This window comes from Modestobacter sp. I12A-02662, assembly GCF_041028325.1.
Classification (GTDB): Bacteria; Actinomycetota; Actinomycetes; order Mycobacteriales; family Geodermatophilaceae; genus Modestobacter.
Genome location: NZ_JABGDE010000016.1, coordinates 1 through 19,090 on the forward strand (window position 1 = coordinate 1; position 19,090 = coordinate 19,090).

17 protein-coding genes are annotated in these 19,090 nt (G+C 75.9%); 7 read left to right on the plus strand and 10 right to left on the minus strand.

From position 1 onward, the window contains the following. The 3 genes from HL189_RS20685 to xylA form a co-directional block, all read right to left on the minus strand. On the minus strand, window positions 1–143 hold a 143-nt coding region (locus HL189_RS20685; protein WP_369135730.1), incomplete at its 3' end, for an ATP-binding cassette domain-containing protein. A gap of 96 nt (window positions 144–239) precedes the next feature. Continuing rightward, complete coding sequence (xylB, locus tag HL189_RS20690) at window positions 240–1,655, minus strand: xylulokinase (RefSeq protein ID WP_369135618.1); 1,416 nt, start codon at window positions 1,653–1,655, stop codon at window positions 240–242. Between the two features lie 25 nt (window positions 1,656–1,680). After that, window positions 1,681–2,868 (minus strand): xylose isomerase, encoded by a 1,188-nt coding sequence (gene xylA, locus HL189_RS20695; RefSeq protein WP_369135619.1) that lies wholly within the window; start codon window positions 2,866–2,868, stop codon window positions 1,681–1,683. 93 nt (window positions 2,869–2,961) lie between these two features. Here xylA and HL189_RS20700 point away from each other — a divergent pair, with 93 nt between their 5' ends. Next, complete coding sequence (locus tag HL189_RS20700) at window positions 2,962–4,167, plus strand: ROK family protein (RefSeq protein WP_369135620.1); 1,206 nt, start codon at window positions 2,962–2,964, stop codon at window positions 4,165–4,167. A gap of 52 nt (window positions 4,168–4,219) precedes the next feature. Here the strand turns inward: HL189_RS20700 and HL189_RS20705 are convergent, their stop codons facing one another. Together HL189_RS20705 and HL189_RS20710 are read right to left on the minus strand one after the other, a co-directional pair. Next, entirely contained in the window at window positions 4,220–5,059 is an 840-nt protein-coding gene (locus tag HL189_RS20705) for a pseudouridine synthase (RefSeq protein ID WP_369135621.1), read from the minus strand. Window positions 5,060–5,105: 46 nt separating this feature from the next. Continuing rightward, window positions 5,106–5,675 carry a DoxX family protein gene (locus HL189_RS20710; RefSeq protein WP_369135622.1) on the minus strand — a complete coding sequence of 190 codons (570 nt, stop codon included), beginning with the start codon at window positions 5,673–5,675 and terminating at the stop codon, window positions 5,106–5,108. Window positions 5,676–5,970: 295 nt separating this feature from the next. On the opposite strand from HL189_RS20710, the gene HL189_RS20715 reads away from it, so the two are divergent. Continuing rightward, complete coding sequence (locus HL189_RS20715) at window positions 5,971–7,185, plus strand: lycopene cyclase family protein (RefSeq protein WP_369135623.1); 1,215 nt, start codon at window positions 5,971–5,973, stop codon at window positions 7,183–7,185. A 4-nt stretch (window positions 7,186–7,189) separates the two neighbouring features. Here the strand turns inward: HL189_RS20715 and HL189_RS20720 are convergent, their stop codons facing one another. Both HL189_RS20720 and HL189_RS20725 read right to left on the minus strand, forming a co-directional pair. After that, a complete protein-coding gene (locus HL189_RS20720) occupies window positions 7,190–8,857 on the minus strand; it encodes a LuxR C-terminal-related transcriptional regulator (protein ID WP_369135624.1) in 1,668 nt (555 codons plus the stop codon). Window positions 8,858–8,910: 53 nt separating this feature from the next. Beyond that, window positions 8,911–9,735 carry a class I SAM-dependent methyltransferase gene (locus tag HL189_RS20725; protein WP_369135625.1) on the minus strand — a complete coding sequence of 275 codons (825 nt, stop codon included), beginning with the start codon at window positions 9,733–9,735 and terminating at the stop codon, window positions 8,911–8,913. Window positions 9,736–9,861: 126 nt separating this feature from the next. Between HL189_RS20725 and HL189_RS20730 the strand changes: the two genes are divergently transcribed. Next, window positions 9,862–11,394: an ATP-dependent DNA ligase gene (locus HL189_RS20730; RefSeq protein ID WP_369135626.1), complete on the plus strand. Its 1,533-nt coding sequence runs from the start codon at window positions 9,862–9,864 to the stop codon at window positions 11,392–11,394. A gap of 1 nt (window position 11,395) precedes the next feature. Here the strand turns inward: HL189_RS20730 and HL189_RS20735 are convergent, their stop codons facing one another. After that, a complete protein-coding gene (locus tag HL189_RS20735) occupies window positions 11,396–12,610 on the minus strand; it encodes a glycosyltransferase (protein ID WP_369135627.1) in 1,215 nt (404 codons plus the stop codon). 201 nt (window positions 12,611–12,811) lie between these two features. Between HL189_RS20735 and HL189_RS20740 the strand changes: the two genes are divergently transcribed. From HL189_RS20740 to HL189_RS20750, 3 genes are all read left to right on the plus strand, one after another. After that, window positions 12,812–13,771, plus strand: coding sequence for a Gfo/Idh/MocA family protein (locus HL189_RS20740; protein ID WP_369135628.1), 960 nt, complete (start codon window positions 12,812–12,814; stop codon window positions 13,769–13,771). A 28-nt stretch (window positions 13,772–13,799) separates the two neighbouring features. Continuing rightward, window positions 13,800–15,062 (plus strand): D-arabinono-1,4-lactone oxidase, encoded by a 1,263-nt coding sequence (locus HL189_RS20745; protein ID WP_369135629.1) that lies wholly within the window; start codon window positions 13,800–13,802, stop codon window positions 15,060–15,062. 90 nt (window positions 15,063–15,152) lie between these two features. After that, the gene (locus HL189_RS20750) at window positions 15,153–15,500 is read left to right on the plus strand and encodes a nuclear transport factor 2 family protein (protein WP_369135630.1); all 348 of its coding nucleotides are present in this window, start codon (window positions 15,153–15,155) and stop codon (window positions 15,498–15,500) included. 43 nt (window positions 15,501–15,543) lie between these two features. Here the strand turns inward: HL189_RS20750 and HL189_RS20755 are convergent, their stop codons facing one another. Then, window positions 15,544–16,989, minus strand: coding sequence for an MFS transporter (locus tag HL189_RS20755; protein ID WP_369135631.1), 1,446 nt, complete (start codon window positions 16,987–16,989; stop codon window positions 15,544–15,546). A gap of 263 nt (window positions 16,990–17,252) precedes the next feature. Here HL189_RS20755 and HL189_RS20760 point away from each other — a divergent pair, with 263 nt between their 5' ends. Further along, entirely contained in the window at window positions 17,253–17,777 is a 525-nt protein-coding gene (locus HL189_RS20760; RefSeq protein ID WP_369135632.1) for a hypothetical protein, read from the plus strand. A gap of 118 nt (window positions 17,778–17,895) precedes the next feature. Here the strand turns inward: HL189_RS20760 and HL189_RS20765 are convergent, their stop codons facing one another. Continuing rightward, entirely contained in the window at window positions 17,896–19,086 is a 1,191-nt protein-coding gene (locus HL189_RS20765) for a fatty acid desaturase (RefSeq protein WP_369135633.1), read from the minus strand. Window positions 19,087–19,090: the final 4 nt, after the last annotated feature.

Consider the following 19,090-nt stretch of genomic DNA (forward strand, 5'->3'; position numbering starts at 1 on the left):
AGCGAGGTGGACTTCCCGCACCCCGACGGGCCGACCAGCACCAGGAACTCGCCATCGGCGATCTCCAGGTCCAGTGCGTCGACGGCGGGCCGCTCCGAGCCGGGGTAGCGGCGGGTCGCGGACTCGTAGGTGACGCTCGCCATGGGTGGGCCTCTCGTTCCGGGCCGCCCGCACCGTCGCGGGTGGCCGTGGTCCCGGCTCCGTCGAGCCGGGTGGTGATCAGGGGTGCAGACGCCGGCTCAGGAACGCTCGGCGGTGAGGTCGCGGACCGCGGCGTAGCGCTCCCGCACGAACGGCACCGGATCGGCCTCGTAGGTCTCGGTGCTGGCGGCCGGCCACACCGGCGCGGTGTCTCCGCCGGTGAGCACCCAGGCGGCCTGCCGGGCCGCGCCGTCGGCGACGTACTCCCCCGGTGGTGGCACGAGCACCGGCACGCCCAGGACGGCGGGGGCGATCCGGCGCACCGCCTCCGACCGGGCCCCGCCCCCGACGAGGAACACCCGCCGGACCGGGGTCCCGCCGGCGGCGACGGCCGCCAGCCCGTCGGCCAGCCCGCACAGCAGGCCCTCGACGGCGGCGCGGGCCAGGTGCGCCGGGTCGGAGGTGGCCAGGGTCAGCCCGTGCAGCGCCCCGGTGGCGTGCGGCCGGTTCGGGGTCCGTTCCCCCTCCAGGTAGGGCACCATCACCAGCCCGCCGGCCCCGGGCGGCGCCGACAGCGCCAGCCGGGACAGCTCGGCGTGGTCGACGCCGAGCAGCCGCGCGGTGGCGTCGAGCACCCGGGCGGCGTTGAGCGTGGTGACCAGCGGGAGGAAGTGGCCGGTGGCGTCGGCGAAGCCCGCGACCGTGCCCGTCGGGTCGGCCATCGGGACGGTCGACACGGTCGAGACGACGCCGGAGGTGCCGATGGAGACCACGACGTCGCCCGGCTCGGCGTTGATGCCCAGCGCGGCCGCGGCGTTGTCCCCCGCGCCGGGGCCGAGCACCGCTCCCCCGGGCCCGACGACGACCCCGGCCTGCTGAGCCGGGCCGAGCACCGTGGGGACCACCGGGGTCCGGCCGAAGGCCCGCTCCAGCAGGTCCGGGCGGTACTCCCCGGTGGTCGTCGACCAGTACCCGGTGCCGCTGGCGTCGGACCGGTCGGTGACCAGCGCGTCCAGGCCCGGGGTACCGGCCAGCTGCCAGGTCAGCCAGTCGTGCGGCAGGCAGACCGCGGCCGTCCGGGCGGCGTTCTCCGGCTCGTGCGAGGCCAGCCAGCGCAGCTTGGCGACCGTGAACGAGGCCACCGGGACCAGGCCCACGGCGTCCGCCCACGCCTTCCCGCCGGTCACGGGGCCGCCGAGCTCGGTCACGAGGTCGGCCGCGGCACCGGCGGACCGGGTGTCGTTCCACAGCAGCGCCGGGCGCACCACCTCGCCGTCCTCGTCGAGGCAGACCATGCCGTGCTGCTGGCCGCCGACGGCGACGGCGGCGACGTCGTCGAGCCCGCCGGCCTCGGTGAGCGCCGCCCGCAGTGCGGAGGTCCAGGCGGCCGGGTCGACCTCGGTGCCGTCGGGGTGCGCCGCCCGGCCCTCACGGACCAGACGGCCGCTCCCGGCGTCCCGCACCACGACCTTGCACGACTGGGTCGACGAGTCGACCCCGGCCACCAGCGTCATCGACGTCCTCCGCTCCTCGGATCGGTCAGCGGGCGCCGAGCAGGTGCTCGAGCGCCAGCTGGTCGAGGCGGGTCACCCCGGCCCCGCGCTGCGCGACCGTATCGGCGTCGAAGTTCTCGAAGGCCGACCGGTCGGCCAGCAGCTCCTCGTAGCCGCCCTCGCCCACGGTGGGCACGCGCAGCTCGTCGACCTTGGCGGCCGCCATCGCCTCCTGCACCTCCGGGTCGGCGCGGAACGCGGCCGCCCGCTCCTTCAGCAGCAGGTAGGTGCGCATGTTGGCCGCGGCCGAGGCCCAGACGCCGTCCATGTCCTCGGTGCGCAGCGGCTTGTAGTCGAAGTGGCGGGGGCCGTCGTAGGTCGGGCCGCCGGTCAGGCCGCCGTTCTCCAGCAGGTCCACGGTGCTGAACGCCTGGATCAGGTCACCGTGGCCGAAGACCAGGTCCTGGTCGTACTTCGGGCCGTGCTGGCCGTTGAGGTCGATGTGGAACAGCTTGCCGTTCCACAGCGCCTGGGCGATGCCGTGCGTGTAGTTGAGGTTGGCCATCTGCTCGTGACCCACCTCCGGGTTGACGCCCACCAGGTCGGCGTGCTCGAGCTTGCTGATGAAGGCGATGGCGTGGCCGATGGTCGGCAGGAAGATGTCGCCGCGGGGCTCGTTCGGCTTGGGCTCCAGGGCGAACCGCAGCCCGTAGCCGCGGTCGATCGAGTACTGCGCCAGGGTGTCGATCGCCTCGGCGTAGCGGTCCAGCGCGGCGTCCAGGTCCTTGGCGACGTCGACCTCGGTGCCCTCGCGCCCGCCCCACAGCACGTACACCTGCGCGCCGAGCTCGGCCGCCAGGTCCATGTTCCGCATGACCTTGCGCATCGCGAACCGGCGGACCCCGCGGTCGTTGGCCGTCAGGCCGCCCTCCTTGAACACCGGGTGGGTGAACAGGTTGGTGGTCACCATGGGGACGACCAGACCGGTCTCCTCCAGGGCCGCGCGGAACTCCTTGACGTGCCGCTCGCGGGCGGTGGTGTCGCTGCCGAACGGGATCAGGTCGTCGTCGTGGAAGGTGACGCCGTAGGCACCCATCTCCGCCAGCGCGTGCACCGACTCGACGGCGGAGGGCGCCGTCCGGGTCGCGTCGCCGAACGGGTCACGGGCCGGCCAGCCGACCGTCCACAGCCCGAAGGAGAACCGGTCCTCGCGGGTGGGCTGCAGATCGCTCATCGGTGGGTTCCTCTCAAGGGGGACGTGCGACCCGTTCGGGTCGTCTTTTGTTTTCCCTCGAAACATAAGGCAAGACGTCGCTAACCTCAAGGGGTGAGCCAGCCTTCGACCGACGCGCCCAGCGGAGCCCGGCAGTCGACGCTGCGCACGACCAACCTCGCCCTCGTGCTGCACACCGTCTGCGCCTCGGCCCGGCCCCTGTCGCGGTCGGACGTCGCCGCGGCCACCGGCATGACCCGGGCGACGGCGGCCCGCCTGGTCGACGAGCTGGTGGCCGGCGCGCTCCTGGACGAGGTCGAGCGCGATCCGCTGCCCCGCCGCGGACGGCCGGCCACGCCGCTGCTGCCGGGCGCGCGGCTCGGAGCCCTCGGGCTGCAGGTCGACGCCGGGCTGCTGGCGGCCCGGGTCCTCGACCTGCGCGGTCGGGTGGTCGGCGAGCGCGTCGAGCAGCGCGACCTGCGCGGCAGCGACCCGACCGGCACGTTCGCCCGGCTCGGCACGCTGACCGCGGAGCTGCTCGACGACCTGCCGGCCGCGCTCCGGCTGGTGGGGGCGGGACTGGCCGTGCCCGGCGTGGTGGACGAGGCCGCGGGGGTGCTGCTGCGCGCACCGAACCTTGGCTGGTCCGATCTGGACACGGCGGAACTCCTCCACGCGTGCGTACCCGGCGGACTCGAGGTCGTCCTGGGCAACGAGGCGGACCTGGCCGCGCGCACCGTCGCCGACGAGGCACCCGGGCGGGCCGGACCGCACCGCGACTTCCTGTACCTGTCCGGGCAGATCGGGATCGGTGGCGCCGTCGTGCTGGACGGCCGGGTCGTCACCGGCAGCTCGGGCTGGGCCGGCGAGGTGGGGCACGTCTGCGTCGACCCCGGCGGGCCGGCCTGCAGCTGCGGGTCGACCGGGTGCCTGGAGCTCTACGCCGGCCGGCACGCCTTCCTCCGCGCCGCAGGGCTGCCGCTGGAGGCGGCCTCCGGCGAGCTGGCGGAACTGGCCCGGGCCGGTGACCCGGCCGCCGCGGGCGCGGTCGACACCGGCGCCTGGGCCCTCGGCGTGGCCCTGGCCGGGGTGGTCAACGTCGTGGGGATCCCGACCGTCGTCCTCGGCGGGCACCTCGCCGAGCTGGCCGACCTGCTGCGTCCCCCGCTCGAGGAGCACCTCGCCCGACGCGTGCTGTCCGCCCGGTGGCAACGGCCCCGGATCCTCGGCGCGCAGGGACCGTCGGCCGCCGGTGCCAGCGGCGCTGCGCTGCGGGCCCTGGACGAGGTGCTCGCGCACCCGGCCCGCTGGCTCGACTGACGGCGCCCCGCCCCTCGACCGCGACCCCGCCGCGCTGACCGCGGGGGAACTGTCAGAGGCCGACGAGCTCGTGCAGGGCGCCGACCTCCTGGCGGGTGAGCCGGCGGATCGTGCCGGTGCGCATCCGGGCCAGCTCGACGGGACCGACGGCGGTGCGGGTGAGGCGGGACACCGGCAGCCCGACCTCGGCGAGCAGCCGGCGCACGATGTGCTTGCGGCCCTCGTGCAGCACGACCTCCACCACGGACTGGCCGGCGTGGGTGTCGACCACCTGGAAGGAGTCGACCTTGGCCGGGCCGTCCTCCAGCTCGACGCCCGACCGCAGCCGGCGGGCGATGTCCCGGGACACCGACCCGCTGACCTGGGCCAGGTAGGACTTGCGCACCTCGAAGGACGGGTGGGCCAGCCGGTGGGCCAGCTCCCCGTCGGTGGTGAGCAGCAGCAGGCCCTCGGTGTCCTGGTCCAGCCGGCCCACGTGCACCAGGCCGGGGGCCAGGTCGCCCATCATGTCGCCGACAGTGGGGCGGCCCCGGTCGTCGCTCATCGCGGTGATGACGCCGAAGGGCTTGTTCAGCGCGTAAGTGATCTTGTCGTTGCGGACGTCGATGCGCCGTCCGTCGACCGCGATCACCGCGGTCTGCGGGTCGACCCGCATGCCCTGCGTGCGGACCACCGCGCCGTTCACGCTGATCCGGCCGGCCTCGATCATCTCCTCGGAGACCCGGCGGGATCCGATGCCCGCCCGCGCGAGCACCTTCTGCAGCCGCTCCCCCGGCCGGTCGTCGGACTCGGGCTCCTCGCGGTCACCGGGGTGGACCGGGGCGAGCTCCATGTCCTCGGACCAGCCCTCGCCACCCTCGGTCAGGGACTCGTCGTTCGGGAACGTGTTCATCCCCGCCAGTGTCCCACCCGCGCGCGCCGGGCTCCCGGTCGTTCCCTCAGGCGCCGGCGGCCTCCGAGTTCTCACCGACCGGGTCGCCGGCCGGCTCCCCGTCGGGCGCGGCGATCGCCTGCTCCCGCCGGGCCACCACGGCGACCGCCGCGCCGCCGAGCAGGGCCAGCGCCGCGGTGGCCATCCAGGGCCGGTTGAACCGGTCGGCCAGCAGGTGGTCGACCGAGTAGCGGCCCGGCCCGGCGATCGCGAGCGCGGTGCCGGCCAGCCCGAGGACGCCGGTGTACTCGTAGCCGCCCGCGGTGGCGAAGAAGCCGGCCGGCCGGTGCACGGCGCCGGCGGCGACCATGGTGGAGGCGGCGGCCGCTCCGCCGACGGGCGTGGCCAGGCCGAGGGCCAGCAGGACCCCGCCGCCGGTCTCCCCCAGCCCGGCCAGCACGGCGCTCTGCCGGGACGGGTGGAAGCCCATGGCCTCCATCCCCGCGGCCGTCCCCTCGATGCCCCCACCGCCGAACCAGCCGAACAGCTTCTGCGCCCCGTGCGCGGCCAGCGTCGAACCGACGCCGAGCCGGAGCGCCAGGAGTCCTAGGTCCGGGCGGCGCGATCGTGGCTCCATTGCGACCTCCTCGGGCAGTGGCCGGCGCGGGGCTGCTGCCCGCACCGACCCGTCGCCGGTACCCGTTCCGGTGCCGGGGTGAACGGGACGAGGGCCAGCCGCCGGCGGTGTCACCGGGTCGCGGACCCCCGCCGCCCGGAGCACTCCCCGTCTGCGGACGCTCGTGCTCTGAGTGCCCCCTGCACCCAGAGCACGAGCGTCCGGAAGAGCACCTCCGGTGGCCGGGTCAGCCGATCCTCCGGCCCGCCCGGACCCCCGGGGTGCCGGGCGGTCCCCGGTGTGGTCGGCTGCCGCGGTGCAGCCCGGCCGGCCCCCCGCCCTCGACGTCGTCGTCGCGGGCGCCGGTCCGGCGGGGCTGTCCGCGGCGGCGGCCTGCGCCGCGGCCGGCCTCCGGACCGCCCTCGTCGCGCCGGCCCTGCGGCCCTGGCCGCACACCTACTGCCTGTGGGCGGAGGAGCTGACGGCGGCGGCCGGGGCGCTCGGCATCGACCCCGGCGCGGTCGCCGCGGTCCATCCCACGGTCGTCGTGCGCACGGCCGCCGGCGGGGAGCAGCGGCTGGGACGGCGGTACGCCCGGCTGCGCAACGACGTGCTGCACGCCGCCCTCCTGGACCGGGCCCGCGAGCACGGCGCGCGCCTGGTCGACGGCCGGGTGGACGACCTGCGCGCGGAGGGCGGCGGCGAGGTGGCGGTGCTCGGCGACGGCACCGAGCTGCGGGCCGGCGCGGTGCTCGACGCGCGCGGCGCCGGACCCGGCACCGCCCAGCAGCGGGCGTGGGGCGAGGTGGTGGCCGGGCCGGTCGACTCCCTGGTGCCGCCCGGCTCGGCGCTGCTCATGGACTGGACGGCGCTGGCCGGCGGGGGGCCACCGGCGTTCCTCTACGGCCTGCCGCTCGACGACGGCACCACCCTGCTGGAGGCCACCTCGCTCGCCGGCCGCCCACCGGTGCCCCTCGCCGACCTGCGGGCCCGGCTCGCCGTCCTGCTCGGGTCCGCCGGACTGCGCCCGGTCGGCCGGCCCGAGCGGGTGGCCATCCCCCTCGACGCCCGCCCCCGCCGGGCCGGACCCGGGACGCCGCTGGGCGCCGCGGCCGGGATGGTGCACCCGGCCACCGGCTACAGCGTCGGCGCCTCGCTGCAGCTGGGGCCGCGGGTGGCCGCCGTCCTGGCCGCGGGCGGGGGCGCGGGTGCGGCCCGCCGCGCGGTGCTCACGGCCCGCCGCCGGGCCACCGCGGGGCTGCTGGGCGTCGGCCTGGAGGTCCTGCTCCCGCTGGACGCGGCCGCCACCGACGCGTTCTTCGCCGCGTTCTTCACCCTCCCCGAGGGCTCCTGGGGCGCCTACCTGAGCACCGAGTCGGCTCCCGGGGAGGTCGCCGCCGCCATGTCCCGGACGCTGGCGGTGCTGCCCGCCGCGCAGCGCCGCTCCCTGCTCCGCACCGTGGCCCGCCTCGGTGGCGCGGGGGCGGCCGGCCGGCTCCGCGCGCTGACCGGGCGCCCGGGGCGCTCCTGACCGGTCAGGAGGCGCGCCCGCGGCTCCCGGTCCGGACCGCGTAGACGGCGGCCTCCGCCCGGTTGCGCGCGCCGAGCTTGGCCAAGATGTGGCTGACGTGGTGCCCGACGGTCCGCTCGCTGATCACCAGGGCGTGCGCGATGCCGGCGTTGGACAGGCCCTCGGCGATCAGTTCGAGGACCTCCTGCTCCCGGGCGGTGAGCGAGCCCGCCGCGCGAGGGCGGCCGCCGGGGGCCTCGCCGAGCTGCCGCAGCAGGCCGGTGGCCGTGTCCGCGGCCCGGGCGGCGCCCAGGCGGCGGAAGGCGCCCAGCGCGGCGCGCGCCTCCTCGCGGGCGGAGTCCGGGTCGGTCCCGGCGACCGCCCGGGCCAGGGCCAGCCGGGCCATCCCGGCGTCCAGCGGCATGAGCAGGCCGCGGAACGAGGCCAGGGCCCGGCGGGCCGGCTCTACCGCCTCGGCCGCGCCGCCGGCACCGAGGACGACCTGGGCCGCGGCGAGGTCGGCCCGGGCCGCGAGCAGCCGGATGCCGGACTCCTCCGCCCGGCGGGCCAGCCCGGCGGCCGCCGACCGGGCGCCGGCCAGGTCCCCGAGCGCCAGGCGGGCGTCGACCAGCGGGGCCAGCAGCCGGGTCGCGGCGACGACGTCGTCCCCGGTGCTGCCCAGCCCGCGCTCGAGCAGCGTCACGGCCTGGTGCGGACGGCCGGCGGCGATCCGCAGCAGGGCCAGCGCCCGCAGCGCGGCGGGGTGCTCCTCCCGGCCCGCCAGCAGCTCCTCCGCCTCACCGAGCCGGCCCTGCTGGACGCGCAGCTCGGCGAGGGAGGCCACCGTGGGGGCGCTCACCTCCGGGAGGTGCCGGGAGTGGGTGGCCAGCGCGTCCCGCAGGGCGTCCTCGGCCTCGGTCCAGCGGCCGTTGACGATCAGCAGGTCGGCGTGCACGGTGCGGCAGGCGCCGAACAGGGGCGCCACCCGGTGCGCCTCGGCGAAGCCCTCGACCAGCTCGCACCACTCGGTGGCCCGCTCCCACTCCCCTGCGCCGGAGCAGGCCAGCACGAGGTTGCAGTACGCCTCGCCCAGGGTGTGCACGCTGCGCACGCGGCCGGCCGACGCCGCCGCCATGGCCTCCTCCAGCAGGCGCAGCCCGGCCTCCCGGTGCCCCGCGCGCACCTCGGCCCGCCCCAGCAGGCTGACCGCCAGCACCTCCAGGTCGCCGGACCCCACGGCCCGCGCGACCTCGACGGCGCGGGCCGCCTGGCTCAGCTGCTCCTCGACCCGCGCCGCCTGGCGGGCGCGCTCGACGGCCACCCAGCCGTGGCCGGCACAGGTCGGCAGGTCGGACAGCGCCCGCTCCGCCCGGGCCAGCCACCCCCGGGCCGCCGACGCCCGCCCGCCGAGCGCGTGCTGGTGGGCCACCCACACGGCGACCCGCGCCGCGTCGTCGCACCGCCCGGCGCGGGCGTACCGGTCGAAGGTGTGCTCGCGCAGGGCGATGGCCTCGGCCACCGACCCCTGGAACCACAGCGCCTGGGCCAGCCCGTCGCCGGCCTCGGCCCCGTGCTCACCGCCGTCCGCGGAGGCGGACGCGGCGGCGAACGCCGAGCGGGCGGACTCCCAGTCCGCCCGTTCGAGCGCGCGCCTGCCGTCGTCGAGCAGCTCGGCCAGCAGCGGCCTGCCCATGGCCCAGAAGGGTCCCACGCGGGGGGCGCGGTGGGCACCCCCCGCGTGTGCGGTCACCGCCGGGTGCCGACGGCCACGAGGTACTCCTTCTCGAACCGGGCCCGGCCCGGTTCGCCGCGGTCCCACTCGTCGCAGAACCGGGCCAGCGCCTCGTCGAACTCCTGCTCCCGTCCCTCGCGAGCCGCGTTCGCGCGCACGGCGATCGTCGGCCCGTAGAACGACGTCATGTGCCGGGCGTACTCGTAGCGGTCCTCGAAGACGGTGATCTCCAGGGACTCGCGGCGCAGGGTGTCGAACTCCACCCGGCCCCCCATCAGCGCCTGCAGGTGCTCCTCGCTCCCCCACAGCGGCGGCGGCTGGGCGCCGGGCGGCGGCGGCGGAGCGAACGGCTTCATCGTGCGGAAGAACGCGCCGAGCATGCCCTCCGGCGTCCAGCACAGCAGCGCGATCCTGCCGCCGGGCCGGCACACCCGGACCAGCTCGTCGGCGGCCTCCTGGTGGTGCGGCGCGAACATGACGCCGATCGCCGACATCACGACGTCGAATGACCCGTCGTCGAAGGGCAGGTGCTCCGCATCCGCCTCCCGCCACTCCAGCTGCAGACCCTGGGCCTCCGCGCGGCGCCGGCCGTCCTCCAGCAGCTCGGGGGTCAGGTCGCTCGCCGTGACCAGCGCGCCGCGGGCCGCCGCCGGCAGTGAGGCGTTGCCGGTGCCCGCCGCGACGTCGAGCACCCGCTGCCCGGGCTGGATGCCGGCCGCCTCCACGAGCCGCTGCCCGATCGGCTCGAGCCAGCTGGTCACCATCCGCGGGTAGTCACCCGAGGCCCACATCTTGCGGTGCCGGGCCTTGAGCTCCTTGTCCTCCACCACAGCCGTCATCGTGGTCCCTCTCCGTCGTCGGTGTTGACGCTCCCCAGGGTCGGGGTGGACCGGAGGTGGGCACATCGGTCGATCTGCCCATCCGCTGCCCATCCGGCTGCCCATCCGCCCTGTCACCATGGCGCGGTGCTGCTCGCCGACGTCGTCGTCACCTCGACCGCCGTGGCGGCCACCCGGTCCCGGACGGCGAAGGCCGCGGCGATCGCCGCCCTGCTCCGCCGGGCCGAGCCGGACGAGGTCGAGCCGGTCACCGCCTGGCTGGCCGGGGAACCGCGCCAGGGCCGGCTCGGGGTGGGCTGGCGCACCCTGTCCCGGCTGAGCGGGCCGCCGGCCGGGACGGCGTCGCTGACCGTCGCCGGGGTCGACCGGGCCCTGACCGGGCTGGCGGCCACCGCCGGCCCGGGGTCGGGCGCCCGGCGGGACGACGCGCTCGGTGCCCTGCTGGCCGCGGCCACCGCCGAGGAGCAGCAGTTCCTGGTGCGGCTGCTCAGCGGCGAGCTGCGGCAGGGCGCCCTGGAGGGCGTCGTGCTCGACGCCGTCGCCGCCGCCGCCGACGTGCCCGCCGGGGCCGTCCGCCGTGCCTTCATGCTCGCCGGCAGCCTGCCCGCGACCGCCGCGACGGCGCTCACCGGCGGGGCCGTCGCCCTGGATGCGGTGCGCCTGCGGGTCGGTCGCCCGGTCCGCCCGATGCTCGCCAGCCCCGGCTCCTCCCTGGACGCGGCGCTGGCCGACCTGGGCTGCGAGGTCACCGTGGAGTTCAAGCTCGACGGCGCCCGCATCCAGGTGCACCGCCGGGGGGACGACGTCCGGGTGTGGACGCGCACCCTCCGCGAGGTGACCGACGGCGTCCCCGAGCTCGTCGACCGGGTGCGTGCCCTGCCGTGCACCACCGCGGTGCTCGACGGGGAGACCCTCGCGCTCGACGACGACGGCCGGCCCCGGGCGTTCCAGGACACCATGAGCCGCTTCGGCAGCGACACGGCCGACGCCGGGGTGCTGCTCAGCCCGTTCTTCTTCGACCTGCTGCACCTGGACGGGCAGGACCTGCTCGACGAGCCGCTGTCGGTCCGGCTCGACGCCCTCGCGGGGCTGCTGTCCGCCGACGAGCACGCCGTGCTCCGGATGCCCGGCGTCCGCCGCCCGCGGCCCGACGAGGCGGCCGGGGTGCTCGACGACGCCCTGTCCGCCGGGCACGAGGGGGTGGTGGTGAAGGCGCTCGACGCGCCCTACGCGGCCGGACGGCGCGGCCGGGCGTGGCAGAAGGTCAAGCCGGTGCACACCCTGGACCTCGTCGTCCTCGGCGCGGAGTGGGGGTACGGCCGGCGGACCGGGAAGCTGTCGAACATCCACCTCGGCGCCCGTGACCCCGACGGCGGCGAGCCGGTCATGGTCGGCAAGACCTTCAAGGGCATGACCGACGAGCTGCTCGACTGGCAGACCGCCACGTTCCCCGCGCTGGCCCGCGAGCAGCCCGACTGGGGCGTGCTGCTGCGGCCGGAGCTGGTCGTCGAGATCGCCGTGGACGGCGCGCAGCGCAGCCCCCGCTACCCCGGCGGGGTCGCCCTGCGCTTCGCCCGCGTGCTGCGGTACCGGCCGGACAAGACCCCGGCCGACGCGGACGCCCTGGACGCCGTCCGCGCGCTGCTGGCCGGCGAGTGACCTAGCGCGCCGCGAACCGCTGCGGTGGCACGACCGCCGGGTGCACGGGCCGGCTCCGCGGCCGGCCCGAGCTGCGGTGCAGCACCTCGGCGTAGAGCTCCTCGTAGGCGGCGGCCATCACCGCCGGGGCGAACCGGCGCTCGGCGACCGCCCGGCAGGCGTGCGGGTCGAGCTCGGCCACCCGGCCCACCGCCGCGGCGAAGCCGGCCTCGTCGTCGGCGAGGAAGCCGGTCCGGCCGGGGTCGACCAGCGACGGCAGGCAGCCGCGGGCCATCGCCACGACCGGGGTGCCGGCGGCCAGCGCCTCGCAGACGGCGGTCCCGCCCGGTTCGTCCCAGCGGACCGGGAACAGCACCGCGCGGGACCGCCGCAGCAGGTCGGCCTTGTCCTCACCGGCCACGCTGCCGATCCAACGCGCCCGGTCGCCGTCGAGGGCGGGCAGCACGTGCTCGGTGGCCCAGCGGAGGTCGGGGTGGCTGTGCACCGGGTGCCCCGGATCGGCGAGGGCGTCGTCCAGGGAGGCCCGGTCGGGTTGGCCGGCGAGCGGGCCGGCCAGCACGAGGGGCACCCCGGCCGCGCGGCAGGCGCGCAGGGCGACGTCGATCCCCTTCAACTCGCACAGCCGGGAGAGCACCAGCACCGAGTCCAGCCGCTCGGAGGGCCGCGCCGGTGGGGTCTCCGGCAGCGGAACGGCGAGCGGGACGGCGCCGAGGGTCTGCCGGCGCAGCCGGGCCGGCCCCCGCGCGACCTGGGACTCCGACACCCCCGCGAAGAAGACCCGCCCCCCGCCGTCGAAGGTCGCGTAGAAGTCCGCGTTGCGCCGCAGGTCCCAGTGCAGCGTCTGCAGGACCGGGGGCGCGGACTCCCCCAGGGTCGCCAGCGCCGCCGCGCCGACCACCTCCAGGTGGCTGTGCACCAGGTCGAACGGCTCCCCGGCGGCGGCGTGCTGCCGCAGCGCCCGCACCACGGCGCCCATGTGCGCGTGCGCCGCCCCCACCACCTCGGGGTACGGCGCGGCCAGGCGCGGGAACTGCCCGCGCTCGAACGCGGACACGTGCCCGTCCGCGGGCTGCCGGCTCTCCCCCACGGTCGCCAGGACCACGGTGTGCCCGCGGCGGCGCAGCTCGGTGGTCAAGGTCGCGACGACGTTCTCCAGCCCGCCGTAACCCACCGGGGGGACGGGCAGCCACGGCCCGGCGTCCATGAGGACCTTCATGCCGGACGGGGTCCGCTCAGGTCTGGGAGCACAGCTCACTCCTCGCTGTCGGGTGCCGGCCTCGTCGACGGCCCGGGACGACGTGCAGGACAGCACACACGACGGCTCTCGTGCACGTCGGGGCGCACGCGAGTTCGCGCGCGGCCGGTGGAGCGGGCACGATCCCCCGGTGACGACGACCCCCTCCCCCGGGGAGCACAGGTGACCCTCCGTGTCGGGCTGGCGGGCGCCGGCGGTGTCGGTGCCCGGCACGCGCGCACGCTGGCCGGCTTCGACGACGTCGAGCTGGTGGCGGTCAGCGACCCGGTGCCCGCGGCCGCGCGTTCGCTCGCCGACGCGGTCGGCTGCGCCGTCGAGGACGACGTCGAACGGCTGCTGCGCTCCGGGCTGGACGCGGTGTGGCTGTGCGTCCCGCCGTTCGCGCACGGCCCGCTGGAGGAGACCGTGGTCCGCGCCGGGATCCCGTTCTTCGTGGAGAAGCCGCTGGCCGCCGACCTCGCCGTCGCCGAGCAGGTCGCCGCCGCCGTCGCCGCCGCGGGGCTGCCCACCGCCACCGGCTACCACTGGCGGCACCTGGACACCGTGGAGCGGGCGCGCACCGTGCTGTCCGGCGTCCCGGTCCGGCTGGTCGCCGCCCGCTGGTGGGGCAGCACGCCGCCACCCGCCTGGTGGAGCCGCTCGGAGTCCTCCGGCGGGCAGGTCGTCGAGCAGGCCACCCACGTGCTCGACCTGGTCCGCGTCCTGGCCGGTGAGGTCGCCGAGGTGGGCGGGCTCGCCGCGCCGTCCACGGCCGCGGGGCGGGACGTGCCCGACGCGGTCGCCGCGGTGCTGCGGCATGAATCGGGCGCGGTGGGCACGGTGAGCACCTCGTGCGTGCTGCCCGCCGCCGTGGCCGCGGGGATCGACGTGGCCGCCGACGGGATCGCCGTGGAGCTGACCGAGACCTCGCTGCGGGTGCGGACCCGGGACGGCGAGCAGCAGGCCACGCCGGCCGTGGACGGCCGGCACGCGGTCGACCGGGCCTTCGTCGACGTGCTGGCCGGCGGCGCTCCGCCGCCCGGCCTGGTGGACGTCGGGGAGGCGCTGCGCACCCACCGGCTCGCCTGGGCCGTCACCGAGGCGGCGCGGACCGGGACCACCGTCCGGGTGCCCGGGGCCTGACGCCGGCGGCCGGTGCGAGACTGCGGGCGTGACCGACGTGGCGCTGGGGCAGTCAGCGACGAACTGGGCCGGCAACTACCGCTACCGCGCCACCGTGCTGCACCGGCCGACGAGCCTGGAGCAGCTGCAGGAGTTCGTCGCCGCGGCGCCGCGGCTGCGCGTGCTGGGCTCCCGGCACTCGTTCACCTCGATCGGCGACTCCCCCGAGCTGGTCTCCCTCGAGGGGCTGCCGGCCGAGGCGGTCGTCGCGCCCGACCGGCGCACGGTCACCGTCAGCGCCGCGCTGCGGTACGGGCAGGTGGCCGACGTCCTGCGGGGCGAGGGCCTGGCCCTGCACAACCTCGCCTCGCTGCCGCACATCTCCGTGGCCGGCGCGGTCGCCACGGCGACCCACGGCTCCGGCGTCGGCAACGGCAACCTGGCGACGGCGGTCGCCGGGCTGGAGCTGGTGACCTCCGGCGGTGAGGTGGTCCGGGCCGCCCGCGGGGACGCCGGGTTCGACGGCCTGGTCGTCGGCCTCGGCGCCCTGGGCGCGGTCACCCGGGTCACCCTCGACGTGGAGCCCGCCTACGAGGTCGCCCAGCGGGTGTTCGAGGACCTGCCGTGGGCGACCCTGTACGACCGCTTCGACGAGGTGACCGCCGCCGGCTACAGCGTCAGCCTGTTCACCCTGCTCGGCGCGGACGTGGACATGGTGTGGGTGAAGTCCCGCACCGACCGGCCCGGGGCGCCGGAGGGGGACCTGTTCGGCGCGCAGGAGGCCGGCGCCGAGCGGCACCCCATCCCGGGGCTGGACCCGACGCCCACGACCGGGCAGCTCGGCCGGCCGGGGCCCTGGTCGGACCGCCTGCCGCACTTCCGGATGGGCTTCACGCCGAGCAACGGCGACGAGCTGCAGTCGGAGTACCTGGTGCCGCGCCGCTGGGCGGTCGAGGCTATCGAGGCGGTGCGCGCGCTGGCCCCGCGGATCCAGCCGCTGCTGCAGATCTGCGAGGTCCGCACGGTGGCCGGCGACGAGCTCTGGATGAGCACCGCGTCCGGGGGGCCCAGCGTCGCGGTGCACTTCACCTGGCGGCCGGACACCGGAGGGGTCCTCGCGGTGCTCGGCGACCTGGAGGACGCCCTGGCGCCGTTCGGCGCCCGCCCGCACTGGGGCAAGGTGTTCCTGGCCGACGCGGCGGCGTTGGCCCCGCGCTATCCGCGGCACGCCGACTTCGCCGCCCTGGTGCAGCGGCTGGACCCGCGCGGCGCGTTCCGCAACGAGTGGCTGGAGACCCACGTCCTCGGCTAGTGGCGGTCCGGCGAGGGACCCACCGACCCGGACGGCGGACTAGGTTCGGCGGCGACGGCGTCACCGACGTCCGGTTCCAGGGAGGTGGCCATGCCCCGCACCCCGCGGGAGATCTTCGCCCACCACGCGAGCGCGCTGATGGCCGGTGACGTCGAGGAGATCGTCGCCGACTACGCCGAGGACGCGGTCTTCATCACCTCGGAGCGCGTGCTCCGCGGCCGGGACGGCGTCCGGGAGGCCTTCACGGGGTTGCTCGCCGCACTGCCCGAGGCGAGCTGGGACGTGCCGACGCAGATCTACGAGGGCGACGTCCTGTTCATCGAGTGGTCGGCCGTCGCCGGGTCCAGCCGGGTGACCGACGGCGTGGACACCTTCGTCTTCGCCGGCGACGCCATCAGGGTGCAGACGGTCCGCTACACGCTGGAGAAGACGAGCTGACACCGCGCGGCACCGGCAGCTGACCTCGCCCTTCACGCCGGCGTCAGGCGGCCTCCGGGGCGGGGCATCCCACGACCGCCGCGACCGCCGGGCGGTGCTCGGTGACCGCCGGCGCGACCGGGGTGCGGTAGGCGGCGGACAGCCGCCGGTAGGGACGGCTGGCCAGGGCGAGCAGGGTGACGAGCAGTCCGATCAGGGCGGTCACCACGAACACCAGGGCGAGGCCGCGGTCGGAGCCGGTGCCGAACCAGCCGCCGATCGCGCGGGCGCCGGCGCCGTCGGTCATGGACGGGATGACGACGAACTGCGCGACCGGGCTGATGAGGAAGGCGGTCAGCGGGGACGCGGCCTGCTCCACGCTCTGCGCGAAGCCGAACACCCGGCCCTGCCGCTCGTAGGGGACCACCCGCTGCAGCACGGTCTGCTCGGATGCCTCCGCGAACGGCATGAGGAACAGGAAGACGGTCATCCCGACCGCCAGCAGCACGATCGAGGACCGCAGCGGGAAGACCGCCGTCGCCAGCCACAGCGCGACGTTGACCAGCAGCAGGGTGCGGACCGGGTTGCTGCCCAGCCCGAACCGGGCGACGGCCAGACCGCCGAGGATCATCGCCGCGCTCAGCGCCCCCCACAGCAGGCCCCACACCTGGACGGACACCAGGGACAGGCCGTACGCGTCCATCAGCGCCATGAAGGTCCCGCCGAGGAAGTTGTTGAAGCAGGAGAAGGCGATCAGCGCGACCAGGCCGGGGACGCCGCGGACCAGGCGCAGCGTCCCCCGGACGTCCACGCCGCGCCCGGGGTCCACGGCACCGCCCGCGGCGGTCGCCGGGACGGGGACGCGACGCTCCGGGATCCGCACCCGGGCCAGGTGGAGCAGCGAGCCGGTCAGGACGGCGACGGCGAGCAGCAGCACGTACCGCATGCCCCCGGCCGCCACCAGCAGGCCGCTGATGACCGAGGTGACCAGGAACGACACCCCCGACGTGGTGCCGACCAGCCCGTTGGCCCGGTCCCGCAGGCCCTCGGGCACGAGCAGGGTGACCAGGGTGGGCAGCGCGATCGTGCGCAGGTTGCCGGCGATGACGCCGAGCATGAGCAGCACCACGAAGACCCACAGCCGCGGACTCGACGGGTCGCGGAAAACCTCGGCCGGGGTGACCAGGTAGCCGGCCAGGCAGACCAGGTAGATCACCAGCGACGTCGCCGCCGACGCCTGCAGCACCCGCTGCTTCTGGTGGTGGTCGACGATGCTGCCGAACCAGATGCCGGTGGACGCCGTCGCCACCAGGAAGATGCCGGCGATGACCCCGGTGGCGAAGACCGAGCGGGTCTGCAGGTAGACCCAGAACGTCACCGCGAACCAGAGGGTGTAGTTCACGACGGAGACCAGCAGCGCGTTGACCAGCACGTGGGCGAACGTGCGCTGCGTGCCGCTGCGCAGGTCCAGCCGCGTGGCGTTCGAGCTCGTCGTCGTCGGGTCGTCCACGGCTCGCCGTCCTCTCCTGTCGGTCACCGGCCCCACGGACGAACCCGGCTGCAGTGTTGACCGGACGGCCGGCCGCAACTCATCGCCGAGCGAACGCAGGTGCCGGCCCGACCCGCGAGCCGGGCCGACCGTGCAGTTCCGCTCCCGGAGCGCCGATGCTCTCCGGCGAGACCGCCGGACGGGTGCCGGCGCCGGGACACGCAGCACGTGCCTGCGACCGCCACCCGCACGGCCAGCCCAGATGCGACGGGAAGTGACCACTCATGCCCGAGACCGCCAGCGAGGACCCGCGCGGGATCGTCGACCGCCTCGCGGCCCGGCTCCGGCCGGCCCCCACCGAGCTCCGCTACACCGGCCCGGCGCAACTGGCCGTGCTCGGCTGGACGGTGCTCATGGGCCTGTGCGTCGTGGCCCGCACGGCGAGCCCGGACCTGTGGCAGGCGGTGCCGGCCGGGGACGTCGTCCGCACCCACGTCAGCAACTTCGCCCTGTCCAGCATGCTGCTGCTCACGGCGGGCGGGCACGTGCTGCACGAGCGCAAGCCACGCCGGCAGCTGTGGGCGTGGGCTGCGGCGGTGGGCGTCGCCAACGTGGTCACCGAGTCGGCGGTGACCTTCCTCAACGTCCCCGACCTCGCCGACGCCACGGCCGGACTGCTCGGCGTCGCGGTCTCGCTGGTGGCACTGTTCGTCCTGGGCAGGGTCGGGTTGGTCCGGGCAGACGGCGGTGACCCCAGCCGGCAGCTCAGCCCGAGGTCCAGCCCGGATGCGGACGACATCCTGACCTGACGCCCGGCCTGGTGTCCCTGATCGGCCCACGCAAGGCCGCCTCGAGGGCGACCGGCCATGGGCGCCGCGGTCCGCTCCTCGGTCGGTGGCGCTCCCTGCGATGCTCCCGCGGCCGTCGTCAGGCGGACTGCAGCTGCCGGCGGACCTTCGGCCCGCCGGTCGTCATCTTCCAGAGCTTGGCCAGCTGCGCCGGGGCGTTCCTCGGGGTGGTCTCGGCCAGCCAGCCGTTGGGCAGTGAGAGCCGCACCACCTTGTGCCAGGCGGACGCGACCTGCTGGGGCAGCGGCGCGGTGTGGTACCGCAGCCCGTACTTGTCGAACAGGTCCTTGACCTTGGGGGCGATCTCGCCGTACCGGTTGCTCGGCAGGTCCGGGAACAGGTGGTGCTCGACCTGGTGCGAGAGGTTGCCGGTCATGACGTGCATGGCCTTGCTGCCGGAGATGTTGGCCGAGCCGAGCATCTGGCGCAGGTACCACTCGCCGCGGGTCTCCCCGTCGATGGACCTCTTCTCGAAGGTCTCCACGCCCTCGGGGAAGTGCCCGCACATGATCACCGAGTGCGACCACAGGTTGCGCACCACGTTGGCGGTGAAGTTGGCGGCCAGGGTGGGCAGGAACGACGGGCCGGACAGCAGCGGGTGGACGACGTAGTCCTTGGTCATCTGCTTGCCGATCTTCTTGAGCACCGCCTTGCCGCGGGCGCGGAACGCCGGGTCGTTGCGGCGCTCGGGGGTCGCCAGGTTCTTGCCCAGCTCCAGGTCGTACGCGGCGATGCCGTACTCGAAGAAGCAGGCGTTGACGAAGTTCCACACCGGCTGCAGCAGGTACATCGGCACCCAGCGCTGGTCCTCGTCGACGCGCATGATGCCGTAGCCGAGGTCGTTGTCCTTGCCGATCACGTTCGTGTACGTGTGGTGCAGCTCGTTGTGCGAGTGCTTCCACTGCTCGGCCGGGCTGGCCATGTCCCACTCCCACGTCGTGGAGTGGATCTTCGGGTCGCGCATCCAGTCCCACTGCCCGTGCAGGATGTTGTGCCCGATCTCCATGTTCTCCAAGATCTTGGCGATCGAGAGCCCCGCGGTGCCCAGCACCCAGGCCGGCGGGAACTTGGAGAGCAGCAGCACGGCGCGGCTGCCGAGCTCCAGCTTGCGCTGGACGTCGATGACCCGGCGGATGTAGTCGGCGTCGGCCTCACCACGGCTGTCCATGACGTCCTGGCGGATCGCGTCGAGCTCGAAGCCGATCGCCTCGATGTCCTCCGGGGTCAGGTGGGCGACCGGGTTGTCGGACTTCTTCTGCAGCACGGTCATGGAC